Consider the following 19,094-nt stretch of genomic DNA (forward strand, 5'->3'; position numbering starts at 1 on the left):
ATGAGCAATGTCTTCGACACCGATTCGCCCACCAACCTGACTGAATATTCGGTCTCCGAACTTTCGGGATCGATCAAGCGCACGGTCGAGACTGCTTTCGACCAGGTCCGGGTGCGTGGCGAAATTTCCGGCTATCGCGGCCCGCATTCATCGGGGCATGCCTATTTCTCGCTGAAGGACGATCGCGCGCGTATCGATGCCGTCATCTGGAAAGGCACGTTCTCGCGGCTAAGGTTCCGGCCGGAAGAAGGCATGGAGGTGATCGCCACCGGCAAGGTGACGACCTTTCCTGGCTCGTCGAAATACCAGATCGTCATTGAAACGCTGGAGCCCGCGGGTGCGGGCGCGCTGATGGCGTTGATCGAGGAGCGCAAGCGCAAGCTTGGTGCTGAGGGTCTTTTCGACGCGGCGCGCAAGAGGCGGCTGCCGTTCATGCCGAGGGTCATCGGCGTCGTCACGTCGCCAACGGGTGCCGTCATTCGCGATATCCTGCACCGCATTTCCGATCGATTTCCAGTCCATGTCATCGTCTGGCCTGTCAAGGTGCAGGGAGATGGTTCCGGCGAGGAGGTGGCCAATGCCATCCGCGGTTTCAACGGCTTCCAGCCGGGCGGCGAAATGCCGAGGCCTGACGTGCTGATCGTCGCGCGTGGTGGCGGCAGCCTGGAAGATCTCTGGAGCTTCAATGACGAGATTGTCGTGCGCGCCGCTGCTGAAAGTGAAGTTCCGCTTATCTCGGCGGTTGGCCACGAAACAGACTGGACGCTCATTGACTATGCGGCCGATATGCGCGCGCCGACGCCGACGGGGGCTGCGGAAATGGCCGTTCCCGTCAAAGCCGAACTGAACGCCCAGGTTTCTGCCCTTTCGGCCCGTCTGCAAGGCTGCATGAGCCGGCAGATGGATCACAGGCGGCAGTCCGTTCGGGCATTGATGCGGGCGCTGCCGTCGATCGATCAGTTGCTGGCGCTGCCGCGCCGACGCTTTGATGAAGCGGCCGCAGGCCTCGGCCGCGGGCTGGAGCTCAACACAATCAACAAGCGCCGGAGCTTCGAGCGCACCGCATCGCATCTGAGGCCGGACGTTCTTTCGAACCGCATTGCCGAGCGCCGCCAGATGCTTGCCGAGCGGATGACGCGCGCCGAGCGCACGGTGGAGCGACTGATCGATCGCTCCAGGTCCCGCGTCGGGCGGGCCGATGCCGTCTTTGCGTCCTTGCCGGCGCGGCTGAAGACGCACACGGCACGCATGCGCGACCATCTGGCAAACCTGTCCCGTCACGCCGATACCGCTGTCCGCCATCAGTTGACACGGGCAAGGGGTGAGCTTTCGGCACAGGACCGCGTATTGCAGTCCCTTTCCTACAAGAACGTTCTGAAGCGCGGTTATGCAGTCATCCGCGACGACGAGAACCGGCCGGTCTCGCAGGCCGCGGCTCTTTCGGCCGGCGTGGGCATTTCGATCGAGTTTGCTGACGGCCGCGTCGGCGCCGTGACAACCGAAGGCGGTGCGCCACCGAGGAAACGCTTGCCGAAGCCTGACGAGCCCACCATGCCGCCGAAGCAGGGTAGCCTGTTCGAGGAGGGACCGATGCGTATCCTGCTGGTGCTCGCCCATCCGATTAATGAGAGTTTTGCTGCCGCTGTTGCAAAGACTGCGCGTGAAGCTCTGGCAGAAGCTGGTCATGCGGTCGATCTGCTCGATCTCTACGCCGAGGAATTCGACCCTCGCCTCACGAAGGCCGAGCGCGGCGGCTACTTCGACATCCCGTATGACACCTCCGGCGTCTCCAAGATTGTGGAGCGGTTGAAGGCGGCCGATGGATTGATCCTCTCTTCGTCTTTCCGCAATGGCTGGCTCAATTTTCCGGCGATCCTCAAGGGGTTCTTCGATCGGGTCTTCGCGCCCGGCGTTGCCTTCTCGCATGATACGGCCGGCGGGGCCGGATCGTTCCGCAGCTGACAAATATTAAGCTGCTTTGGGCTCTGACAACGACGGGCTCGCCGTGGTGGCTGGTTTCATCTCTATATGGGCGATCCGGTGCGCCGGCTACTGAAGCGCGGCATTGCGAATTTCTGCTCCAAGGGCCTCAATTTTCGAATCCTCAGCCTGCACGACATGGACCGCGCGACGGCCACCAAACGCCAAGCTCATCTTGATCGCGTGCGCAAGGCGTTGAGCGCGATCTGACTATTCGAATTTCGCGAGGAACTTGCGCAGCAGCGCATCGAGCGCTGCCTTGTCTTCATCGCTGAGGTTTTCGATAAGCCGCTGCTGATTGGCAACGTGGGCACCGACCGCGCTCTCGACGGCCGCAAAACCATTCTCCGTCAATGCAATCAGCACGCTTCGCCGGTCGTCGGGGTTGAGAACGCGTTCAACGAAACCTGCTTTCTCGAGCTGGTCGATGCGGTTGGTCATCGTACCGGAGGTGACCATCGTCGTCGCCAGCAGATCGCCAGGCGAGAGGCGGTAGGGTTTGCCGGAGCGCCGCAGCGCTGCCAGCACGTCGAAGCGCGCCGATGACGAGAGCCCGAGCTCCAGAAACGTCTTGCTCTACCTCGCGTCCGAGATAGTGTCGTCAGCCGCGCCAGGCGCCCGAGGAGACCCATCGGCTCCGACATCGAGGTCCGGCCGCTCCCATCGCCATTGGGCCAGGATCCTATCGACACGGTCCATTGCTTCTTCATCCCTTCGATAGACTAGCGATACCACGATATCGTCTTGACGTCAAGATTAATGCTGCTATGTCTGAATTTATCTTGAACTCGAGATACTTGATATGAAGACAAAATAGCACATCTGCAGCCGATGTCCCGATGACGGCCATCGCGCCCGCCATCTGGGGCAGCACCTATTTGGTCACCACCGAATTCCTGCCGCATGGCTATCCGCTGACGGTTGCCATGCTGCGCGCCCTGCCTGCCGGTCTCCTCCTGCTCGCCATCGTCCGGCAGCTTGCCGCAAGGCATCTGGTGGGTGCGGAGTCTTCATCCTCGGCGCGCTCAATTTCTCGTTCTTCTGGGCGATGCTGTTCGTCTCGGCCTACCGGCTACCGGGCGGTGTCGCTGCGACCGTTGGTGCCATCCAGCCATTGATCGTCGTGGTGCTGGCACGCCTCTTGCTTGGCACGCCGATCAGGCCGCTCGCCGATCGTTGCCGGCTTTGGTCGGCATGGCTGGTGTCGGCGCTGCTGGTGTTGACACCCAACGGCAGCGCTCGATCCGATCGGCATCATCGCCGGGCTGGCGGGCGCGGTATCAATGGCTTTCGGAACGGTGCTGACGCGCCATTGGGCGCCGCCGGTCTCGAGCCTCGACCTTCACCGCATGGCAACTGACGGCCGGCGGGCTGTTGCTCGTGCCAGTAGCACTGCTGTTCGAGCCGCCTCTGCCGATGCCGACAACTGGCAAATGTGCTCGGCATGGCCTAGCTCGGACTGATCGGCGCGGCCTTCACCTATCTCCTATGGCTCCGCGGCCTGTCGAAAACTCGAGCCTGCGGCGGTCGCGTCGCTCGGCTTCTAAGCCCGCTGGTGGCAACGCTGCTCGGCTGGGGCGCTTGGCCAGAACCTGTCACTGCTCAGATCATCGGCATGGTAGCCGTGCTGGCAAGCGTCTGGCTGGGCAACGGGCGCAAATGGCCCGACGGCCGGTGGCACCGATGGCAGCAGCGGCCGTCAGCCCTTAGCTGCTTGTGCTCGCCGCAGCAAGCCGGTTGGAAATCTGTCGGATCAGATTGCGGCTGCGACGAACCGTTGGCGAGCGCTGGCGATGCCGCCCAGCCGGCAGCGCCGCAAAAACGCCTCTGTGCAAGCCCACTCGCCCTTGCGCATCACCGGAACCTTGGCGCCATCCGCGCTTGAACACCATCGATATCAACTTCGCCGGAACCGATCATCCAGTCGATATGGATCAGGCTGGAATTGCCGCCCTGCGCCTTGATCTGGTCCTGGCTGAGCGATGCGCCGTCGAGGAAGCACTTCGAGTAGCACTGGCCGAGCGCGATATGGCAGGAGGCGTTTTCATCGAACAGCGTGTTGTAGAACAGGATGCCGCTCGCCGAGATCGGCGAGGAATGCGGCACCAGCGCCACTTCGCCGAGACGCCGCGCGCCTTCGTCGGTATCCAGCACCTTGTTCAGTACTTCCTCGCCACTTGCGAGGCCTTGGCCTCGACAATCCGACCGCCTTCGAAACGGACCTGGATGTTGTCGATCAGCGTACCCTGATGCGACAGCGGCTTGGTGCTCGACACATGGCCCTCGACGCGCAGCGCGTGCGGCGTGGTGAAGACTTCCTCGGTCGGGATGTTCGGATTGCAGGTGACGCCGTTCTTCGCCGTCGGAGGCGCCGCCATGCCATTCATGACCGTCGGCAAGACCGACGGTCAGGTCCGTACCCGGGCCGGTGAAATGCAGCGCTGAGAAGCGCTCACCGTTCAGCCAGGAGGAGCGCTTCGGCAAGGTTGGCATTGTGCTCCGCTCCAGGCGGCAGATCGGATCGGCGACGATCGACGCGGGAGGCGGCAAAGATCGCGTTTGCCAGCTTTTGCGACGGCAACTCGGTTCTGGATCGTCCGGGAACATCTGACCTTCGCCCAGGCCGGGATTCGGATAGGCAACGATGTTCCAGTTAATGTCGAAATTGGAGATCTTCTCCAACGCCGGCTTGTAGGCAATCGAATTCGCCTTGTTGGCGCGGCCGACCTTGGCCGGGTCCTGCGCCGCCAGCATCATCGGGTTGTCGCCGGAAATGGCAAGGCGGGCGGCATCGTTGCCGATATGCCTTGGCCATGCCGTCGTAGAGCCAGTCCGGTGGCCCGGTCGAAGCTCTCGTCGCGGCGCGTGCTGATAGCGGGCAAGCGTCGTTTCCTCGTCGGAATAGAAAGTCGTAAACAAGCCCGGCGCCGGCGATGTAGGCGTGCTTGGTGATCAACCGAACCAGCGGCATTGCGACGATCGGCGCGGTGATCACCAGATCCTGACCGCGCTTCGAAGCCTGCAGGCCGACCCTGACGGCGACCTCGGCGAGCTTTTCCAGCTTGATCGGGATCGACGGAATTCTGACTCTGGGGCATGGAACGTCATGGCCGGCTACCTCCTGCAATGGACTCTTCTCCGAAGATGCCAGACTTAGACGCCTTTACGGACGAAAATGAAGGCTCGCCAGCGTGAAAATGCAGGGCCGCAAGAGACCACCCGATCTTAAGCAGCCGCCTGTTCAAGCAATGCCGACTGGTGTTTCTCAAGGAAGCGCGATGAGACGCTCGTGATAATCGGTAGCGGCGGCGTTGCCTCACACTCGGCCGCTGCACAAGCGTGCTTCGCCAACGCATTCACGCTTTTCCAGGCCATCAAAGATGTGGTCGTCGCTGATTGTGTCGAAGACATCGAAATATCGGAAGATCGGTGCGAAGACGGCATCCACGAGGCTGAAGCTCTTCCCGACGAAATAGTGGTCCGCCGGAAAGCTCCGGTTTCGGTGATAAGGAATTTCGATGCAAGGACCGTTCGTTTGGTCTCGCAGCACCCGCCGGTCGCTAGTCGTTTCATACACCCAGAGATCGGCAAGGATCGACGAGCCGAACTCCATCCATCCGCGATGCCGGGCGCGCGTCAGGGCATCTTGCTGGATGAAGCGCTCGGCCCGGGTTGCGTTTCGTCGATGATATTCGCATATTGCCGCACTCTCGAAGAGGAGCGACCTGCCGCCCGTCTTCCTCGATCAGCCAGAAGCGGAACCTTGCCGAGCGGAGAAATGCTTCAAAAACCAGTCCGGCTTGTCATCGAGATCGATGAAAACGCGCTCGAAGGCCGCACCCTTCTCACCAAGGGCAATCGCAGGCCCGCTGCACATAAGGGCACAGGTGATGCGCAGACGAGGGTAAGCTTTTGCATGGCATAATTCCCTTAAGAGGCTTTTGCAGGTGCAAGCGGTTGCGAAGGGCGAAGCGCGAAGGCGCCGTCTCCGAGCATGGCCTGGGCGATCGAAAGCACGATCAGATAGAGCGGATATTCCCAACCGCCGCCGGGCGCAGTAAAGACCCAGCCGTTCGCGCCATGCGCCCAGATGATCGCGCCGGCAAGGGCCGGTACGAGCGCCAAGGCGGCGATGCGGCTCTGAATGCCGAGAACCAAGAGCGCCCCGCCGACCGCTTCGGCGGCAAAGGTGAGGTAGGCCATCCAGCCCGGCAAGCCGATCGACGTAAAATATCCGGCGGTCCCCATCAGTCCGAATGTCATCAGTTTCAGGATGATGCTGTGGGCGAGGTACATCGTGCCGAGGCTGATCCGCAGCAGGGCAGTTGCATAGAGGATGGATTTATCTGCGTTCATGTTCGTCAGTTTCCGAATGATAGATGTACCTGCATATAATTTATCTTGCTCCGTCGTCAAGGTAAATGTAATTGCATCTATATGGGCAAAGAACCTCGATCCGAGATCAACTACGCAGGCGTGGATCGCCATCATGCGTGCGCAGCAGCGCCTGCTGCGGGCCATCGAGAGCGACCTCAAGAAGGCCGGCCTGCCGCCGCTTGGCTGGTATGATGTGCTCTGGGAGTTGGCGCGCGCGGATGAAGGCAAACTGCGCCCCTTCGAAATCGAAGAGCGCACGCTGCTCGCGCAATACAATCTCTCGCGGCTGCTCGACCGGCTCGAACGCGAGGAGCTCGTCAGCCGCGAGACGTTTGCCGAAGACGGGCGCGGCCGATGGGTTGTCATTACGGCGGCCGGCCGGGCGCTTCGCGAACGCATGTGGACCGTTTATGCCAAGGCGATCGAGGTCCACGTCGGCTCGAAGACTTGACGATCCAGCCGCCACGGCGCTCGTGAATCTCCTAGCGCGATTTTCCGCCTAAGCGATGAGCGAGGCAGCTTTGGCATTCAGCGTCGTGAGCGCCTCCTTTGGCGCAAGGCGCACCTGCAGTCCGCGTTGACCGCCGTTCATGTAAACCAGAGGCTCAGTGAGCGTGGCCTCCTCCAGCGCCGTCGGAACCAGCTTTTTCTGGCCGAACGGGCTGATGCCGCCGACATGATATCCGGTCAGCCGCTCGGCATCTGCAGGCTTCATCATGTTTGCCGTCTTGCCGCCGAAGGCGCTGGCAAGCTTCTTCATGCTGACGTCGCGATCGGAGGGCACGACGACACAGACCGGCTTGCCGTCCACTTTTGCCATCAGCGTCTTCAGCACGCGATGCGGCTTTTCGCCGAGCGCTTCGGCGGCCTGGAGGCCGACGCGTTCGGCATTCAGGATCATAGTCGTAGCTATGCACCGTGAAACTGACACCGGCTTTGGCAAGAACCTGCGTGGCGCGCGTCGTCTTGGACATTTCTATTTTTCGAATTCCGCCCCGTAGCTCTCAGGCTTGAAGCCGACCAGCAGCTTGCCGCCTGCTTCCAGAACCGGCCGCTTGATCATCGACGGCTGGGCGAGCATCAGGGCGATCGCCTTTTCCCGGGTGAGGTTTTCGCGGTCGGTGTCCGGCAGTTTGCGGAAGGTCGTTCCGGCGCGGTTGAGTACCGGTTTCCCATCCGGCTCTGTCGACCCATTGCTGCAGATGGGCGCGGTCGATGCCCACGGCCTTGTAGTCGTGAAAATCATAGGCAACGCCATGCTCTTCCAGCCAGGCGCGCGCCTTCTTCATCGTGTCGCAGTTCTTGATACCATAAATGATGGCAGTCATATTAATCCTCGAGGGTTCCGGCTTTGCGCACCACGCTGCTGGGCTGGCTGCAGGCGATCTTCATCAGGTCCGCGCGCCGGCGTACTAGGCGGTCGGAAACGCGGGTGACGACAAGGCCGGCTTGCGGTGCGCGAACTTGGATGCTGCCGTCCGGCATGCCGGGACGCGTGATGATCGTTGCCAGCAGATCGCCTTCGGCAACCATTTCACCGATGCTGCGATGAAAGAGGACCGTGCCGAGACTCCGGCGAGCGGATCATCTCGATATTGTCCAGCGGCACGGCTGGCCCGGCGAACGTGCTTGGCAATACACTCTCGTCTGTGATGATCTCGCGTGCAGTGAGGAAGCGCCATAGCCCTTCTGCATCCGCTTTGGCCATATCCGGATAGACATCGCGTTTGCCGCGAAGTTCCAAGGTGACGGAAAGCTTGCCGGGCAGACGGGTGCGCTTCTCGCCAGGCACTTCATATTTCCAGGCAAAGCTGATTGCCTCCTCGAACGCCGAGCTCTCGCCGTCGGAAAGGAGCACCGCGTCCATCGCCAAGGCGGCGGCAAGGTCGCTCGCCTCCGGCCAGAACACCTCGTCGATGTAGGCATATTGCAGGGATTCGTCGTCGCAATGCAGATCGAGCACGACATCGGCGCCAAGCGCCATATGCATCAGCTGCCGCTTTAGCCGGTCGATTGCCGGGTAACGATCGAGATCGTCGATCAGGTTGTCGCGGTCCCGCAGAGAAATCAGCGGGAAATCCCGGTTGAAATTGGTCCGCGAGCCGAGATCGAAACGGCCCTGAAGCTCGCCGAAATGCGACTGTGCTGCACCAATCGGATTGGCCTGGGGTACGATCGTGATGTCGCCCGCAATGCTGTCGGCACTTTCTGCATTACGCAGCGTCCCGCAGAGAAAATGCAGAAGTGCTGTGCCCGGGAGTTCGTCGGCATGGAGCGCCGCCTGGATATAAACCTTCGGTGCGGCCGGGTCGTTGCCCTTGAACCGAAAAACCGGCAGACGCCACTCGATGCCGGGTGTGTCGCCCGGAATGATGATTTCGGAAATATCCACGCTACGTCACTCCGCAAATTCTGCTTAACGGAGCTTTATGCGAGTCCGGCGGGCAAGTGCAAGGCGGCAGATGACGCACTTCGTTTGAGGCAAGAAGCATTGCGCTATTTTCCTGCTATCCGATCAGTGGCCACTGGCCGATATGCTCATGATCGCTCTCGCCGGCAGGCGGTCAGGAAATCACAAAATACAGATTGGATTTCCCATTGCGCAAACCGCTGCCGGGCCATCGTGGTCGACCGGCTCCTGAATGGTTGAAAGGAAGTTCGAATTTGTTCCGCGCTGGGCAGGGCCATTCAACCGCGTCGCCACGCCTCCATTTTCTCCTGCTAAGTTCCCGGTCTAGCGGACCGAAGCTGAAACGCACGAACAAAATTAGAACATCTGATCTTGGCCAAGGCTGTGCGAAATGGCAAACTGTTGCAAGAAACGGGTGGAACTCGAGGTCCGGCCGTACGATTTCAGGATGCAAGTGAAGCACGGAGGCGATGTCATGGCTGAGAAAGCGCACCAATATCTGATCTTCGAAACGGTTGGTGGTTTCTGCGGAATTGCCTGGAACGAGATCGGCATCACACGTTTCCAGCTGCCGACAAACGCCGCTGACGCGACGGAGCGACTTCTGCTGCGCCGCCTTCCGGCAGCCGAATCGGGTACACCGACGCCTGAGGTTGCCGAGGCGATCGCTGCGGTAAAGCGTTACTTCAACGGCAACGGAACAGGATCTTTCAGGCGTAAAGCTCGACCTTGAGGGGCCAGGATGCATTCTTCCAGAGCATCTATGCTGCTGCGCGCCGCGTCGGCTGGGGCCGAACGACCACTTACGGCGCGTTGGCGAAGGAACTTGGCGCCGGCCCGGAAGCGGCGAAGGACGTGGGTCAGGCGATGGCAAAGAACCCGGTTGCCCTCATCATCCCGTGCCACCGGGCGCTTGCCGCAGGTGGCAAGATCGGCGGGTTTTCGGCGCCGGGCGGCTCGCATTCCAAGCTCAGGATGCTCTGGAACTGGAAGGCGTCCGACTTGCGCCGCCGCAGGCGGCGCAGCAATCCTGGGATTTTCATATTGGGGATGAAAATCATTCCCACTCGAGGCCGGAGATACCAACGTCAGCATCGGCATCTATGCGTCCTGCACGCGCTCGGGCCGCTCGATGGCCAGGCCAGGTCGCTGACATCGGCAACGACAGCGTCGGACAGGCGCTGGCCAGCGCGATCTGCCTGAGCCCCGTCCATCTCAAGCGGCGCGGTGACTGACTTTCGAAGTGCATGGGGCTCGGCTCACTTCTCGGCGCAGGATCTCAGTATCGGCGTCATCGCCTTCACATGCTCGTCAATTGGCTCGAGCACTTTCGCCGGGACAACGTCGCGCTCAGATAGATGCCACCAGTGCTCGTTGACGAGTTCGACGGTCTCGAGCGCTGCCGGCTGCCGAAGCTGCACGGTTCGCAAATGCCTTCCATCGCGGAGCTGCTAGCGCCTTGAACGAGCGTTCCCCTCCAAGCGAAAGTGCCATGGCGTCGGCGGGAATATATGGCGCGGTCGACAGGACGTCGTAGATTGGTGCAAGCGCCGGTTTGTGGCCGTTTGCGGGATAGATCAACGACCAGTTCTTCAGGTGCATGTCGCCATTGCCCGTGATGACAGTCAATGCCAAGCGGCGGACGAATTCAAGAAGCCGCCGCAGGCGAGACGGCCACACCAAGGGCCGAGGCTATGTCGTGATAAGCGGCGCCCTCGTGGTTCCGCGAGGGAAAGACACCGAAGACCTGAGCCAAATCCTTGATGTGTATCCTCTTACCCTCAGCGCCACGATCGAAGCGTTTGACGAGAAGAGCCTTGCCCTCCGACAGCGTTTCGCTCTGCATTGGCTCTCGGCTGATATCGACGCCAAACTATCGGGCCGGTTCAGAACCGCGCGCCTCACTGGCGCGAGAGCGATGCGGCGATCGGCGCGGTTCTGCGCGAAAAGTACCCTCGATTGATCCGCTGCCCGCACGGTCACGCCGCTAAAGCGACGCGCAGATTGTGTCTAACCTCACTTCTGTGCAACGTCGGCTCAAGCTATTCTTAAGAGCCTGGCGTGGAGGTTTTGTAGCATGGCGAAGCTCGTGTTTGGAATGAACCAGTCCCTGGACGGTTATGTCGGCCACCTTGAAATGCGGACAGGTCCCGCGCTCTTTCGTCACTGGATAGAGCACGTGCACGGCCTGACCGGCAGTGTGTACGGTCGCCGCATGTACGAGATCATGCGTTATTGGGACCAAGACCATCCTGAGTGGAGTGCGGAGCAACATGAGTTCGCGGCGGCGTGGCGGCGCCAACCGAAGTGGGTCGTGTCGCGCTCGTTGAAGTCGGTTGGCCCGACGCCACACTTGTCGAGGATGACATCGAGGCGGTGATACGTGGTCTGAAGGCTCGGCTAGTTGGGGAGATTGCGGTTTCCCAAAAGGGCCAGACCTAGCACGAAGCCTGACCGACATTGGTCTTATTGATGAGTATCAGCTTTTCTTTCCATCCCGTCGTGCTTGGTCGCGGCACGCCATTCTTCGCCGGCCCGCGGCCGCCGCTCGGCCTTGGCCGATCCCGTTGGCGAGGACGTGATTAGGTTGACCTACGTTCCTGCTTAATCGCGGGCGGCTGGTTCGACGGACTGCGCCTACGCATCAGGTCCGCAATCGGGTCGTTTGCCGACCGGCGGTTTCTGGCGTCCAAAAAAGCGATAGCGGACATTCGGTCCAGTAGGTCCGAGGTCCCTGACTGACCCCATAGGCAGACACTTGCCGATGGCCGGCCAACGTCTGCACTGGAAGTGGAAGCTGACGTCGCGTTGCTCCCGCCCGACACATAAGGCGGGAGACCGCAACTTATTTATCAAGCCGGCAGCGGCTCGTGGAAACGGGACCAGCCATTTGCGCTGATTGCACCGGCAACGATCTCGCACCCGTTCGGCTCTAGGAAATGGGTGAACCCGGCGCAGCGTTCGCCGCGACTTGGAGTGTCCTGGTAAAGCGCCAGCGCTTGGTTGTCTTCCGGCTGCCATCGGTCGAGACATACAGGCTGAAAGCCCGCCGGCGCTGGCAATCGCCGCACCGGTCACAGAGACATTCAGGAACTTGCGGCGAGACAGCACTCGGCTTGAAGCTGCCGATCCGTGGTTCACATCATCATCCTTATCATGGTCTTTTCCGAGAGCAGCGGATACCAATCCGCTCAGTTTCCAGTGGCCAACCGTCACTCGCAACTGGCTCAGGTGGTCTTGAGCGTGCCCGTTCATCCCTTCCGGATAGAAGCCGCCCTTGCTCACTCCGTCCTTGTGGGTGAGGTAGACGATCCGGAGCACCTCCTGCGGCGTTCTGGTGAACGCGATCGCATCGGGCGTCGAGGGAACGATGTTGGCTTTTCCGTCCCCCTGGATCCCCTGGTCCTTATTGTCTGATCCGTCGATTTTGTCTCGGGCATCGGAGACAGCGTTGGCGGCCTTCCAGGCTTCCTCTCCCTTTCGGTATAGCAGATCGCGCCATTCCCATGTGATAGGCCTCGACCGCCAGGATGCCTGCGGCTGCGGCGAGGAAGTCCTTGTTTTTCAGAACTGTCGCCGCACCGGCATAGGCGGTGACGCCGACATCCTCGAACAACATCCCGCCGAGAACGAAGTTGGTCTCGTCGCCGAAGGGGTCGAAGTCCGGCCCGAGGCCCGCTGCTTCCGCGACGGCTTTGAAGCCCGCACCGAAATCGATGGCCGGCCGGTCAACCGCGTTGGTTCCAAGCGTCTTCCGGTAGAAGCGGACGTGCGCGAGTTCGTTTTCCGCGACTTCCTGCACGAACTCGCGCGATGGCGGGCGTCTCGAACGAGACTTGCTTTCCACCAACGACGTCGCCGGGTTTCGAACCGGCATCGGCTGCGTCGATGCCCATTCCGGTGGTGCCGCGGAGGTAGTATTCAGCCTCCATATATTCGAGGTTGAGCGCAAAGCGGAAAATCGTCCCTCGTCCGATATGTCCTGTGCCAATACCGGTGAAGGCCGCGCGATTCCGCTGAGTGCCGCTCCGGCACCGAGTACGATAAGTCCCTGAAGCGACTGACGCCGGGATAGGTGAAGTGCGCCTTGCATGGCGGTCTCCTATGTCTGTTGATTCAACACCGCTGTCACCGCCGCGGCACCGAATGCATTTGCCTGACGATTAGATGGTCCGGGCCGCCAAAATATTCCCGTGTCCCGCTACAAGGCCCTGCGAAAGGAGCCGGCGTAATCTCGGCGTGGACGGCGTCTACGTGCGCTCGGTCGCCGCGTTCAACAGGTGAGTATCCTTTCGAACCAGGCGGATTGCGAGCCGATCGAGGACTGATTGCGCGAGGCGGTCACAACGAGCGCCAGCGAAGAGAAACGTATCCGTGAACACGGTGGCGAGCTTGTCCCGCAGCGCCTCGCGGAGCAGCCGGCGTGCGCGATCAAGACGGGTGCTCACTGTCTGAGGTCGCAATGCCAAAAGAAAAGCCGTTTCCTCAATGCTCATTTCCTCGACGTCCCGCATGGACGAAAGACGATGCGAAAGGGCTCCGGCAAGTCACCGACGGCTCGCTCCAGGAGGCCACGGGATTGCAGCGAGAGCGGCCGCCTCTTCGGGATCAGGCTCTCCGCGTGCGCTGAACGGAGCTGACCATGCCTTCGATGGCTTTTGCGTCTACAGGTGGGTGGCCTTTTCCCGGCGGCGTCCCAGCGCCTCGTTCAGCGCGATCCGGGTGAGCCAGGGTCCGACAGCCGCGCCTCCGCGCGGAATTCGGCCAGATGGGTGAAGGCGTGGACACAGGTCTCCTGAAGTACGTCCTCCGCCTCGGTGTCGTCATTCAGGACGGCGCGGGCGACCCGGTGAAGCCGCTGATTGTGACGCTTGATGATTAGCCAGAATGCGCCGGGGTCGCGCTGTCGCGCGCGTTCATCCGGCCCCGCGTCGTCAAGGTCCTCGATTCTCACTGCCTCGGTGGATCCGCTCGGCTTCATCATAGGCGCTCCAGATGCATCAGCTTACTATGAGGTGAGCGGACTTCCGGAATCTACCCGACCTCCGTCCTCTATGCGACGCAGGCCTATATCGACGAGAACCCGGAGACCATCCAGAAGGTCGACGAACGCGACCGTCAAGGCAGTCGCATGGATGAACACGCACAGCGCCGAGGAGATCGTCGACACGCTGCCGAAGGAATTCATTTCCGGTGATCGCGAGATCTATGTGAAGGCCGTTCAAAATGCCAAGCCGATCTTCGGGGTGGACGGCAAATTCAGCGAGACCGACACCCAGACGCCGCTCGCAGTCCTGAAGAGCTTCAACGAACGAATCATCCAACTCGGTATGCTGGTTTTCATCCTCGGCGGCTGGCAGCTCGACGTGACCGTCGGCTTCATCGATGTGCGTCTTCTTCTTTCCTGCTCCTTGCCCCCGACATCTTCAACCAGGTTTCGTGCTCTGGCTCGGTCTCGGGCTGTGGTCGAAGGTGGCGCTTGCGGTTACGCTCGTCTTCTTCGTCACGTTCTTCAACGCCATGCAGGGCGTGCGCGAAGTGAACCCGGTCGTGCTTTCGCAAATGCCCGGACCCTCGGGGCGAAGCGCTCGGATCTGCTGCGTCACGCCTACTTCCCGGCGGCGGCGAGCTGGATCCTTATCGTCGCTGCGCACGTCCGTCGGCTTCGCGGTGGTCGGCGCCATCATCGGCGAATATCTGGGCGCCTCCGCTGGCCTCGGTTACCTGATCGCGCCGCGCGGAGGGCAACTTCGATGCGGTCGGCGTGTTCGCGGGCATCATCATCCTCGCGATGTTCGTTCTTATCATCGATCGAGTTGTGGATGTTCTGGAGGGAGCGGCTCATCAAGTGGAGGCAGAACGCCGCGAAGAGAGCGGCGTAGACAGACGATCCGGTTCCAAAGCGAATTGAAATGGGGGGCCGCCAGGACAGCGCCCCCCATTGTTGGTCTTGAGGTCGGAGGCTGGATCGATATCGGATCAATCTGATCGGCTCAACGGACAAAGCCGGGGGCGATTGCGTCGAACCAAGTCGCCGGCAGGAATATGCCATATATGACGATTTATAGTGCTATATCGAGCATATATGGTAATTAAGTAGTGTGCGCTATCTCTGTCTGGTCGTTGATGAAGGCCGGCTCATCTTGCCGCGCCAAAGCCCCGGAGACGCCCACCTGTCGAAGCCCCTCACGCCATTCATCGGAAATACGCCGCGCTGTCTGGCGGATCATTTGGCGGTGCGTTCCTCTTCCAGCGATCTCGAAGAACTCGGACGCTTCGAGGGCCAGAAGAATCGACCGGTCATGCGTGCCGCCCTCGATGATCGCCGTTTCGAGATGCGGATTGCGGTCAGGCGCGGGGTTCACATCGAAAACCGGGAGACAATCGCCAGCGACCGGCCCCCACATACAGAAAACCGTGGTTCTTCAGATGATCATCCTCGTTAGACACGAGGATGGTGAGAGATAAGGCGCAGAAAGAGTTCGCGGAAATCAGCCTGCGGATCAGCGGCATTTGCCCTCATAAAATCGACGATCTCCGTATAGGAGCCCAGCTCGGTTCCGGTCTTGCCAAGGGCGGTGCGGGCCGAGATGTAAGGAATACGTGAGGTCCCGCGCCGGTCGAACCGCTGGATCAGAGCGACCGGGAATGGCGTGTCGGCCAGTTCGGCAGCCTGACCTCCGGCGTGCGGATGCCGCAGGCCCGGGCGAGGCGGAGCGTCAGCGACCTCGACGCATTCGATCGGTTGCTGATCGTGGACCGACGTGAACTTGGCAAGCCAGAGCGTCTTGCCATCCTGGACATTGGCCTTGGGACGCGCACCGCCGGAACCGCCCGCGCCGGCGAGCACCTGTATCTCCTCGGCGGAAATCTCTCTGCCATGCTCATAGGCCCGCGCGATGGCGGTGATCGCCTGTAGATCGACAAGGCGTGGCACGGCATCGGCCGCCCCACCCCGGATGATCTGCCCGGCATCGTCGAGAAATCGCAGCGCGCCTTGCCGGCAAGTGTCATCGGACAGGGCCAGATACTCGAATTCGGAAAGACCCCTGCCATAGGCGCGTTCGAGAAGCCGACGGCCCAGGCTGTCTGGCGCGGCGTCGGCGAAGACGCCCGGCAGCGCGTCGCGCATGTTTTCCGGGTTGGCCGGATGTGTGAAATGGCCCAGCTTCAAGGGGAAAGGTCGGCTTGCACGGCAAAGGCGCGGGGGATTCTCGATCCAGGCGGGCTCATAGGCGAAGGTCGAGAACTGGCGTGGCCCGGCCTGCGTGAAACGCAGCTGACCAACAGGTGTCAGGCTCTCGCCGAGAACGACATAGGCGTTGAAGTCGGGCATCAGAATGACGCGCCGTCCGGATCGACGACATCCCGTATCCATTCTGTGCAGCTTTTCCCTTGGCCTTCTGCCTGCGCAGTGCGGTCGCAAAAGACCGTCCGCGACGCGGCTGGCGTTCGGCGGTCAACGCGAGACCCAGATCGTCCTTGCGGATGTCGATCAGGTCGGCCAGTCGGTCGACAAGACCAAGCACGACTAGGATATCGGCGAGCGTGCCGATTCCGACGCCTCGGGTCTCCCTTTTCCAAGCGCGCGACGGTGCTCGGCGACGTACCCGCGCGCACTGCCAGATCGGCCACGGAGATGCCGCGCCGCAAACGAGCGCCGCGAACGTCGTGTCCGAGCCTATCGAGGGCGGACTTTGATTTCTAGGCGACCCCATCGCAATGATCCATATACGCCTGCTAACTAATCATTTTATGTCATATATGACTAGTTGATGGATTTAGCAAGTCCGTTGCGAAACAGCGGCGCAGCTTCCGCATCATCTTTCTCTGAACGCTGACGAGTCTGACCGCCGATCGACTTTTCGACGCCCTCATCTCGCGCAACATTCCCTTCATTGATGTCGGCATGGGCCTCAACCGTCAAGCACGGGCTCGATCGGTGGGATGCTACGCGCTACATACTATCCTGGTGACGAGGGCGCAGCGATGCGCGACCGAAAGCTGGCTGACCTATCCGACGCAGCCGACGACATATACCGCTCCAACATCCAGATCGGTGGTGGGCACGCGTCTGGCACTGGCTCAAGTCAATGCTGGGGCTAGCTAGCGTGGAGAGGGCTGGAAGTCATTTCTGGGCTTTTCGGAATTGGACCCCGCCATAAGTGCGCTCTCGGTGAGCCTCGGGTAGCCTAGCGTTAGACTCTCATTGTACGATCCCGTCGCCTTACAGGACTGCAGCTTTTGATTGACTCGGGAACCGCCGAAAGCGCGGCTTCGGGTCATGCGAAGTGTGTCGGCATGGTATATACCGTGGTGCGGGCGTTGGAGGATCGGGGCAGGCCTGTCAGGGATTACGAGATGCGTGAAATCAGCGAAACGTTCTAGCTGGAAAATTTGCCTTGAAAAGGTTGAGTTGGCCGCATCTCTTCCAGAGACGGTCCCGGTCCACTATTGAAGCATCCGAAGATCTGTCTCAATCCGGATTTCACCAGCGTGATAGATCATTGATGATTGCCCGTGAGCGAGAGCAGCATTCGCCGTGGGGCCTCTCTTAGCCATTCTGTCTACGCCTGAATCCATCCCGCGCGCGGCTTCCAAAGCCAATTGCGGTCAAACGGCTCCGTCAAGGGCAGCAGAAAGTGCCCGAGATCCCCCACTACGGTGGCCAAATCTGGCGGCGCGGCCGCCATACGTTCGCGACCGAGAAACGCCCGCCATTGCCGATCCCATGCCTCCGCGTAGGCGCCGCTGAGACCCGTCGGCCTTTCCGTCGGGAGATCCAGTGCGCCGTCTCGCGAAGGCTCTTGCCGCACAGCTTCAGCAAGGGTGGATCGCTCAAATTCGAACGTTCCGGCGATCAGCCAGAGATCGTAGAAATCCTTCAGGCGGCTATTCGCCTGCATGCCGAGTGTCACCAGCGCCTCAAATTTCTCGGCGATGACGGTTGCGACGGGATAGGCTCGAAGGCGCGGCGCCGGCGCATCGAGCAACGACGGGATATTCTATATCGACCGGTCCCGGTGTGACGGCGTCGCCGAAGCCTATGTCCACCTGAATCGGGATGCGGGCGCCGGCGATGGTGGCTGTAGTGCGGACTCGAACGCCGCCATATTCGACTTCTTCGACGGATCGGCACGGCTTCGAGCGCATCGACTTCGAAAACGACGCCGTCATCGTCGACCGGCTGCGTGCAAATGGCATGGAAAGTCGCGGCGATGGCCTCCCGGGCTGTTCTCGCCGGAGCCCAGAAGGTCGAGGTCCCGCGTTGGCCGAAAAGGGTCGGGCGACCCAGGTAATGGACCGGCATCGCGCCCTTAGAGGATGAAGCGGTCGCGATGCGCGGATAGGCTCAGCCGGTACAGAAGCCGCTCGAGCGCATAGCGCGTCAGCAGGATCTGAAAGTCCGTGCGTTCCGCGCGAGACCGATCCAGGAGCCGGGCGCGTACCGATGCCCCGACGTTTTTCTTCGGTTCACGCGCCATCAGCCACCGTCGCTTCGATACAGGGTCGCATGGTCGACCAGATCCTGGCCTTCTTCGCATATGTCCAGAGTTCGTCGCTTGTCGTCTTGCGCCGCCGGAGCCCCTCGCGCAGCCCCTCCATCGCAACATCGAGGCCGACTTTCGTCCGATAGCGGAAGCAGTCGACGATCGAACGCGCCGGATTTGTGATCGGCACCTCGACCCCCTCGATGCGATGCCGTTCGATGCCTTCGGTGAGAGCGGCTCCGGTGAAGCGTACGAAACGGATAGGCGGATAGTCGATCTTGGGGCGCCAAGCCGTTCGATCGATGGCCATCCAGACCGCCGACGGCATTTGCGGCTGCGTCAGCTCATGAAATTGCAGCGCCGAGGTCAGGCAAACGATCCCTTTCGGCACAGGCGCCGATGCCTCGGCCAGGGCATGTCGTGCCAGCGTCAGCCGCAGCGTCGGGAAGCTGGTAGAGGCCGCGCGCCGGACGAACGACTTCTTCATCTCGCACGAGACGCGCAAGCGTGTCTCGAGCCAATGCCGTGCGCGGCGAAATCCTTCAGCCGCAGCATTTGCCGGGCTTTCAGGAGCTCCAGTGCGCGAGCCCGTTGGGTGCCAGCCGTGTCCATTTCCGTGATGCTTCCTCTGCTCGGGACTCATAACGGCAGAAGGTGTCAACGCGTTCGTCTCTGAAAAACACCATGCTCACCAGCTCTGCCCAAAACTGGAACAAATGGAGAGCCACATCGACCATGACGGCCCCTTGAAAAATGCATCTCAGCAATAACGGAGGTCCGTCAGGCGGACCTACACCGCCGCTCTATGGCCGCCGATAGCTACCGATAGATGTTGG

Annotated in this window: 16 protein-coding genes and 14 pseudogenes; 10 read left to right on the plus strand and 20 right to left on the minus strand. The window is 61.1% G+C overall.

Features of this window, described 5'->3' with window-relative positions:
- Nucleotides 1-1,962: an exodeoxyribonuclease VII large subunit gene (gene xseA / locus ACW4PC_RS15785; RefSeq protein ID WP_455874379.1), complete on the plus strand. Its 1,962-nt coding sequence runs from the start codon at nt 1-3 to the stop codon at nt 1,960-1,962.
- Between the two features lie 66 nt (nt 1,963-2,028).
- A complete protein-coding gene (locus tag ACW4PC_RS15790; protein WP_455874380.1) occupies nt 2,029-2,190 on the plus strand; it encodes a hypothetical protein in 162 nt (53 codons plus the stop codon).
- Here ACW4PC_RS15790 and ACW4PC_RS15795 read toward each other — a convergent pair.
- Nucleotides 2,191-2,679: pseudogene (locus tag ACW4PC_RS15795) on the minus strand (MarR family winged helix-turn-helix transcriptional regulator).
- Between the two features lie 140 nt (nt 2,680-2,819).
- Between ACW4PC_RS15795 and ACW4PC_RS15800 the strand changes: the two are divergent.
- A pseudogene (locus tag ACW4PC_RS15800) lies at nt 2,820-3,690 on the plus strand (EamA family transporter).
- 144 nt (nt 3,691-3,834) lie between these two features.
- Here the strand turns inward: ACW4PC_RS15800 and ACW4PC_RS15805 are convergent.
- The 3 genes and pseudogenes from ACW4PC_RS15805 to ACW4PC_RS15815 all read right to left on the minus strand — a co-directional run bounded on the left by ACW4PC_RS15805 (nt 3,835) and on the right by ACW4PC_RS15815 (nt 5,593).
- Nucleotides 3,835-4,899, minus strand: a complete 1,065-nt coding sequence (locus tag ACW4PC_RS15805) for an aminopeptidase (protein WP_455874381.1) — start codon at nt 4,897-4,899, stop codon at nt 3,835-3,837.
- A gap of 52 nt (nt 4,900-4,951) precedes the next feature.
- Nucleotides 4,952-5,107: pseudogene (locus ACW4PC_RS15810) on the minus strand (hypothetical protein); the annotation flags it as partial.
- Nucleotides 5,108-5,296: 189 nt separating this feature from the next.
- Complete coding sequence (locus ACW4PC_RS15815; RefSeq protein ID WP_455874382.1) at nt 5,297-5,593, minus strand: glutathione S-transferase family protein; 297 nt, start codon at nt 5,591-5,593, stop codon at nt 5,297-5,299.
- Between the two features lie 165 nt (nt 5,594-5,758).
- Here ACW4PC_RS15815 and ACW4PC_RS15820 point away from each other — a divergent pair, with 165 nt between their 5' ends.
- Entirely contained in the window at nt 5,759-5,905 is a 147-nt protein-coding gene (locus tag ACW4PC_RS15820) for a hypothetical protein (protein ID WP_455874383.1), read from the plus strand.
- Nucleotides 5,906-5,910: 5 nt separating this feature from the next.
- Here ACW4PC_RS15820 and ACW4PC_RS15825 read toward each other — a convergent pair whose 3' ends face one another.
- Nucleotides 5,911-6,336, minus strand: coding sequence for a DoxX family protein (locus tag ACW4PC_RS15825; RefSeq protein WP_455874384.1), 426 nt, complete (start codon nt 6,334-6,336; stop codon nt 5,911-5,913).
- 29 nt (nt 6,337-6,365) lie between these two features.
- On the opposite strand from ACW4PC_RS15825, the pseudogene ACW4PC_RS15830 reads away from it, so the two are divergent.
- Nucleotides 6,366-6,860: pseudogene (locus ACW4PC_RS15830) on the plus strand (MarR family winged helix-turn-helix transcriptional regulator).
- On the opposite strand, the pseudogene ybaK reads toward ACW4PC_RS15830, so the two are convergent.
- From ybaK to ACW4PC_RS15845, 3 pseudogenes are all read right to left on the minus strand, one after another.
- Nucleotides 6,857-7,331, minus strand: a pseudogene (gene ybaK / locus ACW4PC_RS15835) (Cys-tRNA(Pro) deacylase). The pseudogenes ACW4PC_RS15830 and ybaK overlap by 4 nt on opposite strands.
- A gap of 2 nt (nt 7,332-7,333) precedes the next feature.
- A pseudogene (locus tag ACW4PC_RS15840) lies at nt 7,334-7,685 on the minus strand (ArsC family reductase).
- A 1-nt stretch (nt 7,686) separates the two neighbouring features.
- Nucleotides 7,687-8,749, minus strand: a pseudogene (locus ACW4PC_RS15845) (peptidase M14).
- 493 nt (nt 8,750-9,242) lie between these two features.
- Between ACW4PC_RS15845 and ACW4PC_RS15850 the strand changes: the two are divergent.
- Nucleotides 9,243-9,807, plus strand: a pseudogene (locus ACW4PC_RS15850) (methylated-DNA--[protein]-cysteine S-methyltransferase); the annotation flags it as partial.
- Nucleotides 9,808-10,026: 219 nt separating this feature from the next.
- Here the strand turns inward: ACW4PC_RS15850 and ACW4PC_RS15855 are convergent.
- Nucleotides 10,027-10,616, minus strand: a pseudogene (locus tag ACW4PC_RS15855) (type II toxin-antitoxin system HipA family toxin); the annotation flags it as partial.
- 228 nt (nt 10,617-10,844) lie between these two features.
- Here ACW4PC_RS15855 and ACW4PC_RS15860 point away from each other — a divergent pair.
- A pseudogene (locus ACW4PC_RS15860) lies at nt 10,845-11,375 on the plus strand (dihydrofolate reductase family protein).
- A gap of 638 nt (nt 11,376-12,013) precedes the next feature.
- Here the strand turns inward: ACW4PC_RS15860 and ACW4PC_RS15865 are convergent.
- From ACW4PC_RS15865 to ACW4PC_RS15875, 3 genes and pseudogenes are all read right to left on the minus strand, one after another.
- A pseudogene (locus ACW4PC_RS15865) lies at nt 12,014-12,860 on the minus strand (ferritin-like domain-containing protein); the annotation flags it as partial.
- A 157-nt stretch (nt 12,861-13,017) separates the two neighbouring features.
- Complete coding sequence (locus tag ACW4PC_RS15870; RefSeq protein WP_455874385.1) at nt 13,018-13,281, minus strand: sigma factor-like helix-turn-helix DNA-binding protein; 264 nt, start codon at nt 13,279-13,281, stop codon at nt 13,018-13,020.
- 194 nt (nt 13,282-13,475) lie between these two features.
- Complete coding sequence (locus ACW4PC_RS15875; protein ID WP_455874386.1) at nt 13,476-13,751, minus strand: sigma factor; 276 nt, start codon at nt 13,749-13,751, stop codon at nt 13,476-13,478.
- A gap of 45 nt (nt 13,752-13,796) precedes the next feature.
- Between ACW4PC_RS15875 and ACW4PC_RS15880 the strand changes: the two are divergent.
- Together ACW4PC_RS15880 and ACW4PC_RS15885 are read left to right on the plus strand one after the other, a co-directional pair.
- A pseudogene (locus ACW4PC_RS15880) lies at nt 13,797-14,085 on the plus strand (ABC transporter substrate-binding protein); the annotation flags it as partial.
- A pseudogene (locus ACW4PC_RS15885) lies at nt 14,062-14,649 on the plus strand (ABC transporter permease). The pseudogenes ACW4PC_RS15880 and ACW4PC_RS15885, both read left to right, overlap by 24 nt.
- Before the next feature lie 210 nt (nt 14,650-14,859).
- Here ACW4PC_RS15885 and ACW4PC_RS15890 read toward each other — a convergent pair.
- The 3 genes from ACW4PC_RS15890 to ACW4PC_RS15900 are packed head-to-tail and all read right to left on the minus strand — an operon-like array spanning nt 14,860 to nt 16,103.
- Complete coding sequence (locus ACW4PC_RS15890; protein WP_455874387.1) at nt 14,860-15,132, minus strand: hypothetical protein; 273 nt, start codon at nt 15,130-15,132, stop codon at nt 14,860-14,862.
- Nucleotides 15,116-15,280 carry a HipA domain-containing protein gene (locus ACW4PC_RS15895; protein WP_455874388.1) on the minus strand — a complete coding sequence of 55 codons (165 nt, stop codon included), beginning with the start codon at nt 15,278-15,280 and terminating at the stop codon, nt 15,116-15,118. Before ACW4PC_RS15895 ends, ACW4PC_RS15890 begins: the two co-directional genes overlap by 17 nt.
- Nucleotides 15,210-16,103 carry a HipA domain-containing protein gene (locus ACW4PC_RS15900; RefSeq protein WP_455874389.1) on the minus strand — a complete coding sequence of 298 codons (894 nt, stop codon included), beginning with the start codon at nt 16,101-16,103 and terminating at the stop codon, nt 15,210-15,212. Before ACW4PC_RS15900 ends, ACW4PC_RS15895 begins: the two co-directional genes overlap by 71 nt.
- A 4-nt stretch (nt 16,104-16,107) precedes the next feature.
- On the opposite strand from ACW4PC_RS15900, the gene ACW4PC_RS15905 reads away from it, so the two are divergent.
- Nucleotides 16,108-16,302, plus strand: a complete 195-nt coding sequence (locus tag ACW4PC_RS15905; RefSeq protein WP_455875087.1) for a hypothetical protein — start codon at nt 16,108-16,110, stop codon at nt 16,300-16,302.
- A 233-nt stretch (nt 16,303-16,535) separates the two neighbouring features.
- Here the strand turns inward: ACW4PC_RS15905 and ACW4PC_RS15910 are convergent, their stop codons facing one another.
- From ACW4PC_RS15910 to ACW4PC_RS15930, 5 genes and pseudogenes are all read right to left on the minus strand, one after another.
- On the minus strand, nt 16,536-16,694 hold the full coding sequence (locus tag ACW4PC_RS15910; protein WP_455874390.1) for a hypothetical protein: 159 nt from the start codon (nt 16,692-16,694) through the stop codon (nt 16,536-16,538).
- Nucleotides 16,695-17,334: 640 nt separating this feature from the next.
- On the minus strand, nt 17,335-17,760 hold the full coding sequence (locus tag ACW4PC_RS15915; RefSeq protein ID WP_455874391.1) for a nucleotidyl transferase AbiEii/AbiGii toxin family protein: 426 nt from the start codon (nt 17,758-17,760) through the stop codon (nt 17,335-17,337).
- Nucleotides 17,693-17,944: a nucleotidyl transferase AbiEii/AbiGii toxin family protein gene (locus tag ACW4PC_RS15920; RefSeq protein ID WP_455875035.1), complete on the minus strand. Its 252-nt coding sequence runs from the start codon at nt 17,942-17,944 to the stop codon at nt 17,693-17,695. Before ACW4PC_RS15920 ends, ACW4PC_RS15915 begins: the two co-directional genes overlap by 68 nt.
- Before the next feature lie 140 nt (nt 17,945-18,084).
- Nucleotides 18,085-18,252 carry a hypothetical protein gene (locus ACW4PC_RS15925; protein ID WP_455874392.1) on the minus strand — a complete coding sequence of 56 codons (168 nt, stop codon included), beginning with the start codon at nt 18,250-18,252 and terminating at the stop codon, nt 18,085-18,087.
- Nucleotides 18,242-18,870 (minus strand): annotated as a pseudogene (locus ACW4PC_RS15930) (type IV toxin-antitoxin system AbiEi family antitoxin domain-containing protein). Before ACW4PC_RS15930 ends, ACW4PC_RS15925 begins: the two are co-directional and overlap by 11 nt.
- Nucleotides 18,871-19,094 lie beyond the last annotated feature (224 nt).

Source organism: Rhizobium yanglingense (assembly GCF_977109285.1).

What these genes read in the sequence shown, in the direction of transcription:
- ACW4PC_RS15900 (WP_455874389.1), bottom strand. Translation starts at nt 16,103, where the DNA reads ATGCCCGACTTCAACGCCTATGTCGTTCTCGGCGAGAGCCTGACACCT.
- ACW4PC_RS15825 (WP_455874384.1), bottom strand. Translation starts at nt 6,336, where the DNA reads ATGAACGCAGATAAATCCATCCTCTATGCAACTGCCCTGCTGCGGATC.
- ACW4PC_RS15790 (WP_455874380.1), top strand. Translation starts at nt 2,029, where the DNA reads ATGGGCGATCCGGTGCGCCGGCTACTGAAGCGCGGCATTGCGAATTTC.
- ACW4PC_RS15815 (WP_455874382.1), bottom strand. Translation starts at nt 5,593, where the DNA reads ATGGAGTTCGGCTCGTCGATCCTTGCCGATCTCTGGGTGTATGAAACG.
- ACW4PC_RS15895 (WP_455874388.1), bottom strand. Translation starts at nt 15,280, where the DNA reads ATGCCGCTGATCCGCAGGCTGATTTCCGCGAACTCTTTCTGCGCCTTA.
- ACW4PC_RS15875 (WP_455874386.1), bottom strand. Translation starts at nt 13,751, where the DNA reads ATGATGAAGCCGAGCGGATCCACCGAGGCAGTGAGAATCGAGGACCTT.
- ACW4PC_RS15925 (WP_455874392.1), bottom strand. Translation starts at nt 18,252, where the DNA reads ATGGCGCGTGAACCGAAGAAAAACGTCGGGGCATCGGTACGCGCCCGG.
- ACW4PC_RS15820 (WP_455874383.1), top strand. Translation starts at nt 5,759, where the DNA reads ATGCTTCAAAAACCAGTCCGGCTTGTCATCGAGATCGATGAAAACGCG.
- xseA (WP_455874379.1), top strand. Translation starts at nt 1, where the DNA reads ATGAGCAATGTCTTCGACACCGATTCGCCCACCAACCTGACTGAATAT.
- ACW4PC_RS15920 (WP_455875035.1), bottom strand. Translation starts at nt 17,944, where the DNA reads ATGACGGCGTCGTTTTCGAAGTCGATGCGCTCGAAGCCGTGCCGATCC.
- ACW4PC_RS15905 (WP_455875087.1), top strand. Translation starts at nt 16,108, where the DNA reads ATGACGCGCCGTCCGGATCGACGACATCCCGTATCCATTCTGTGCAGC.
- ACW4PC_RS15870 (WP_455874385.1), bottom strand. Translation starts at nt 13,281, where the DNA reads ATGCGGGACGTCGAGGAAATGAGCATTGAGGAAACGGCTTTTCTTTTG.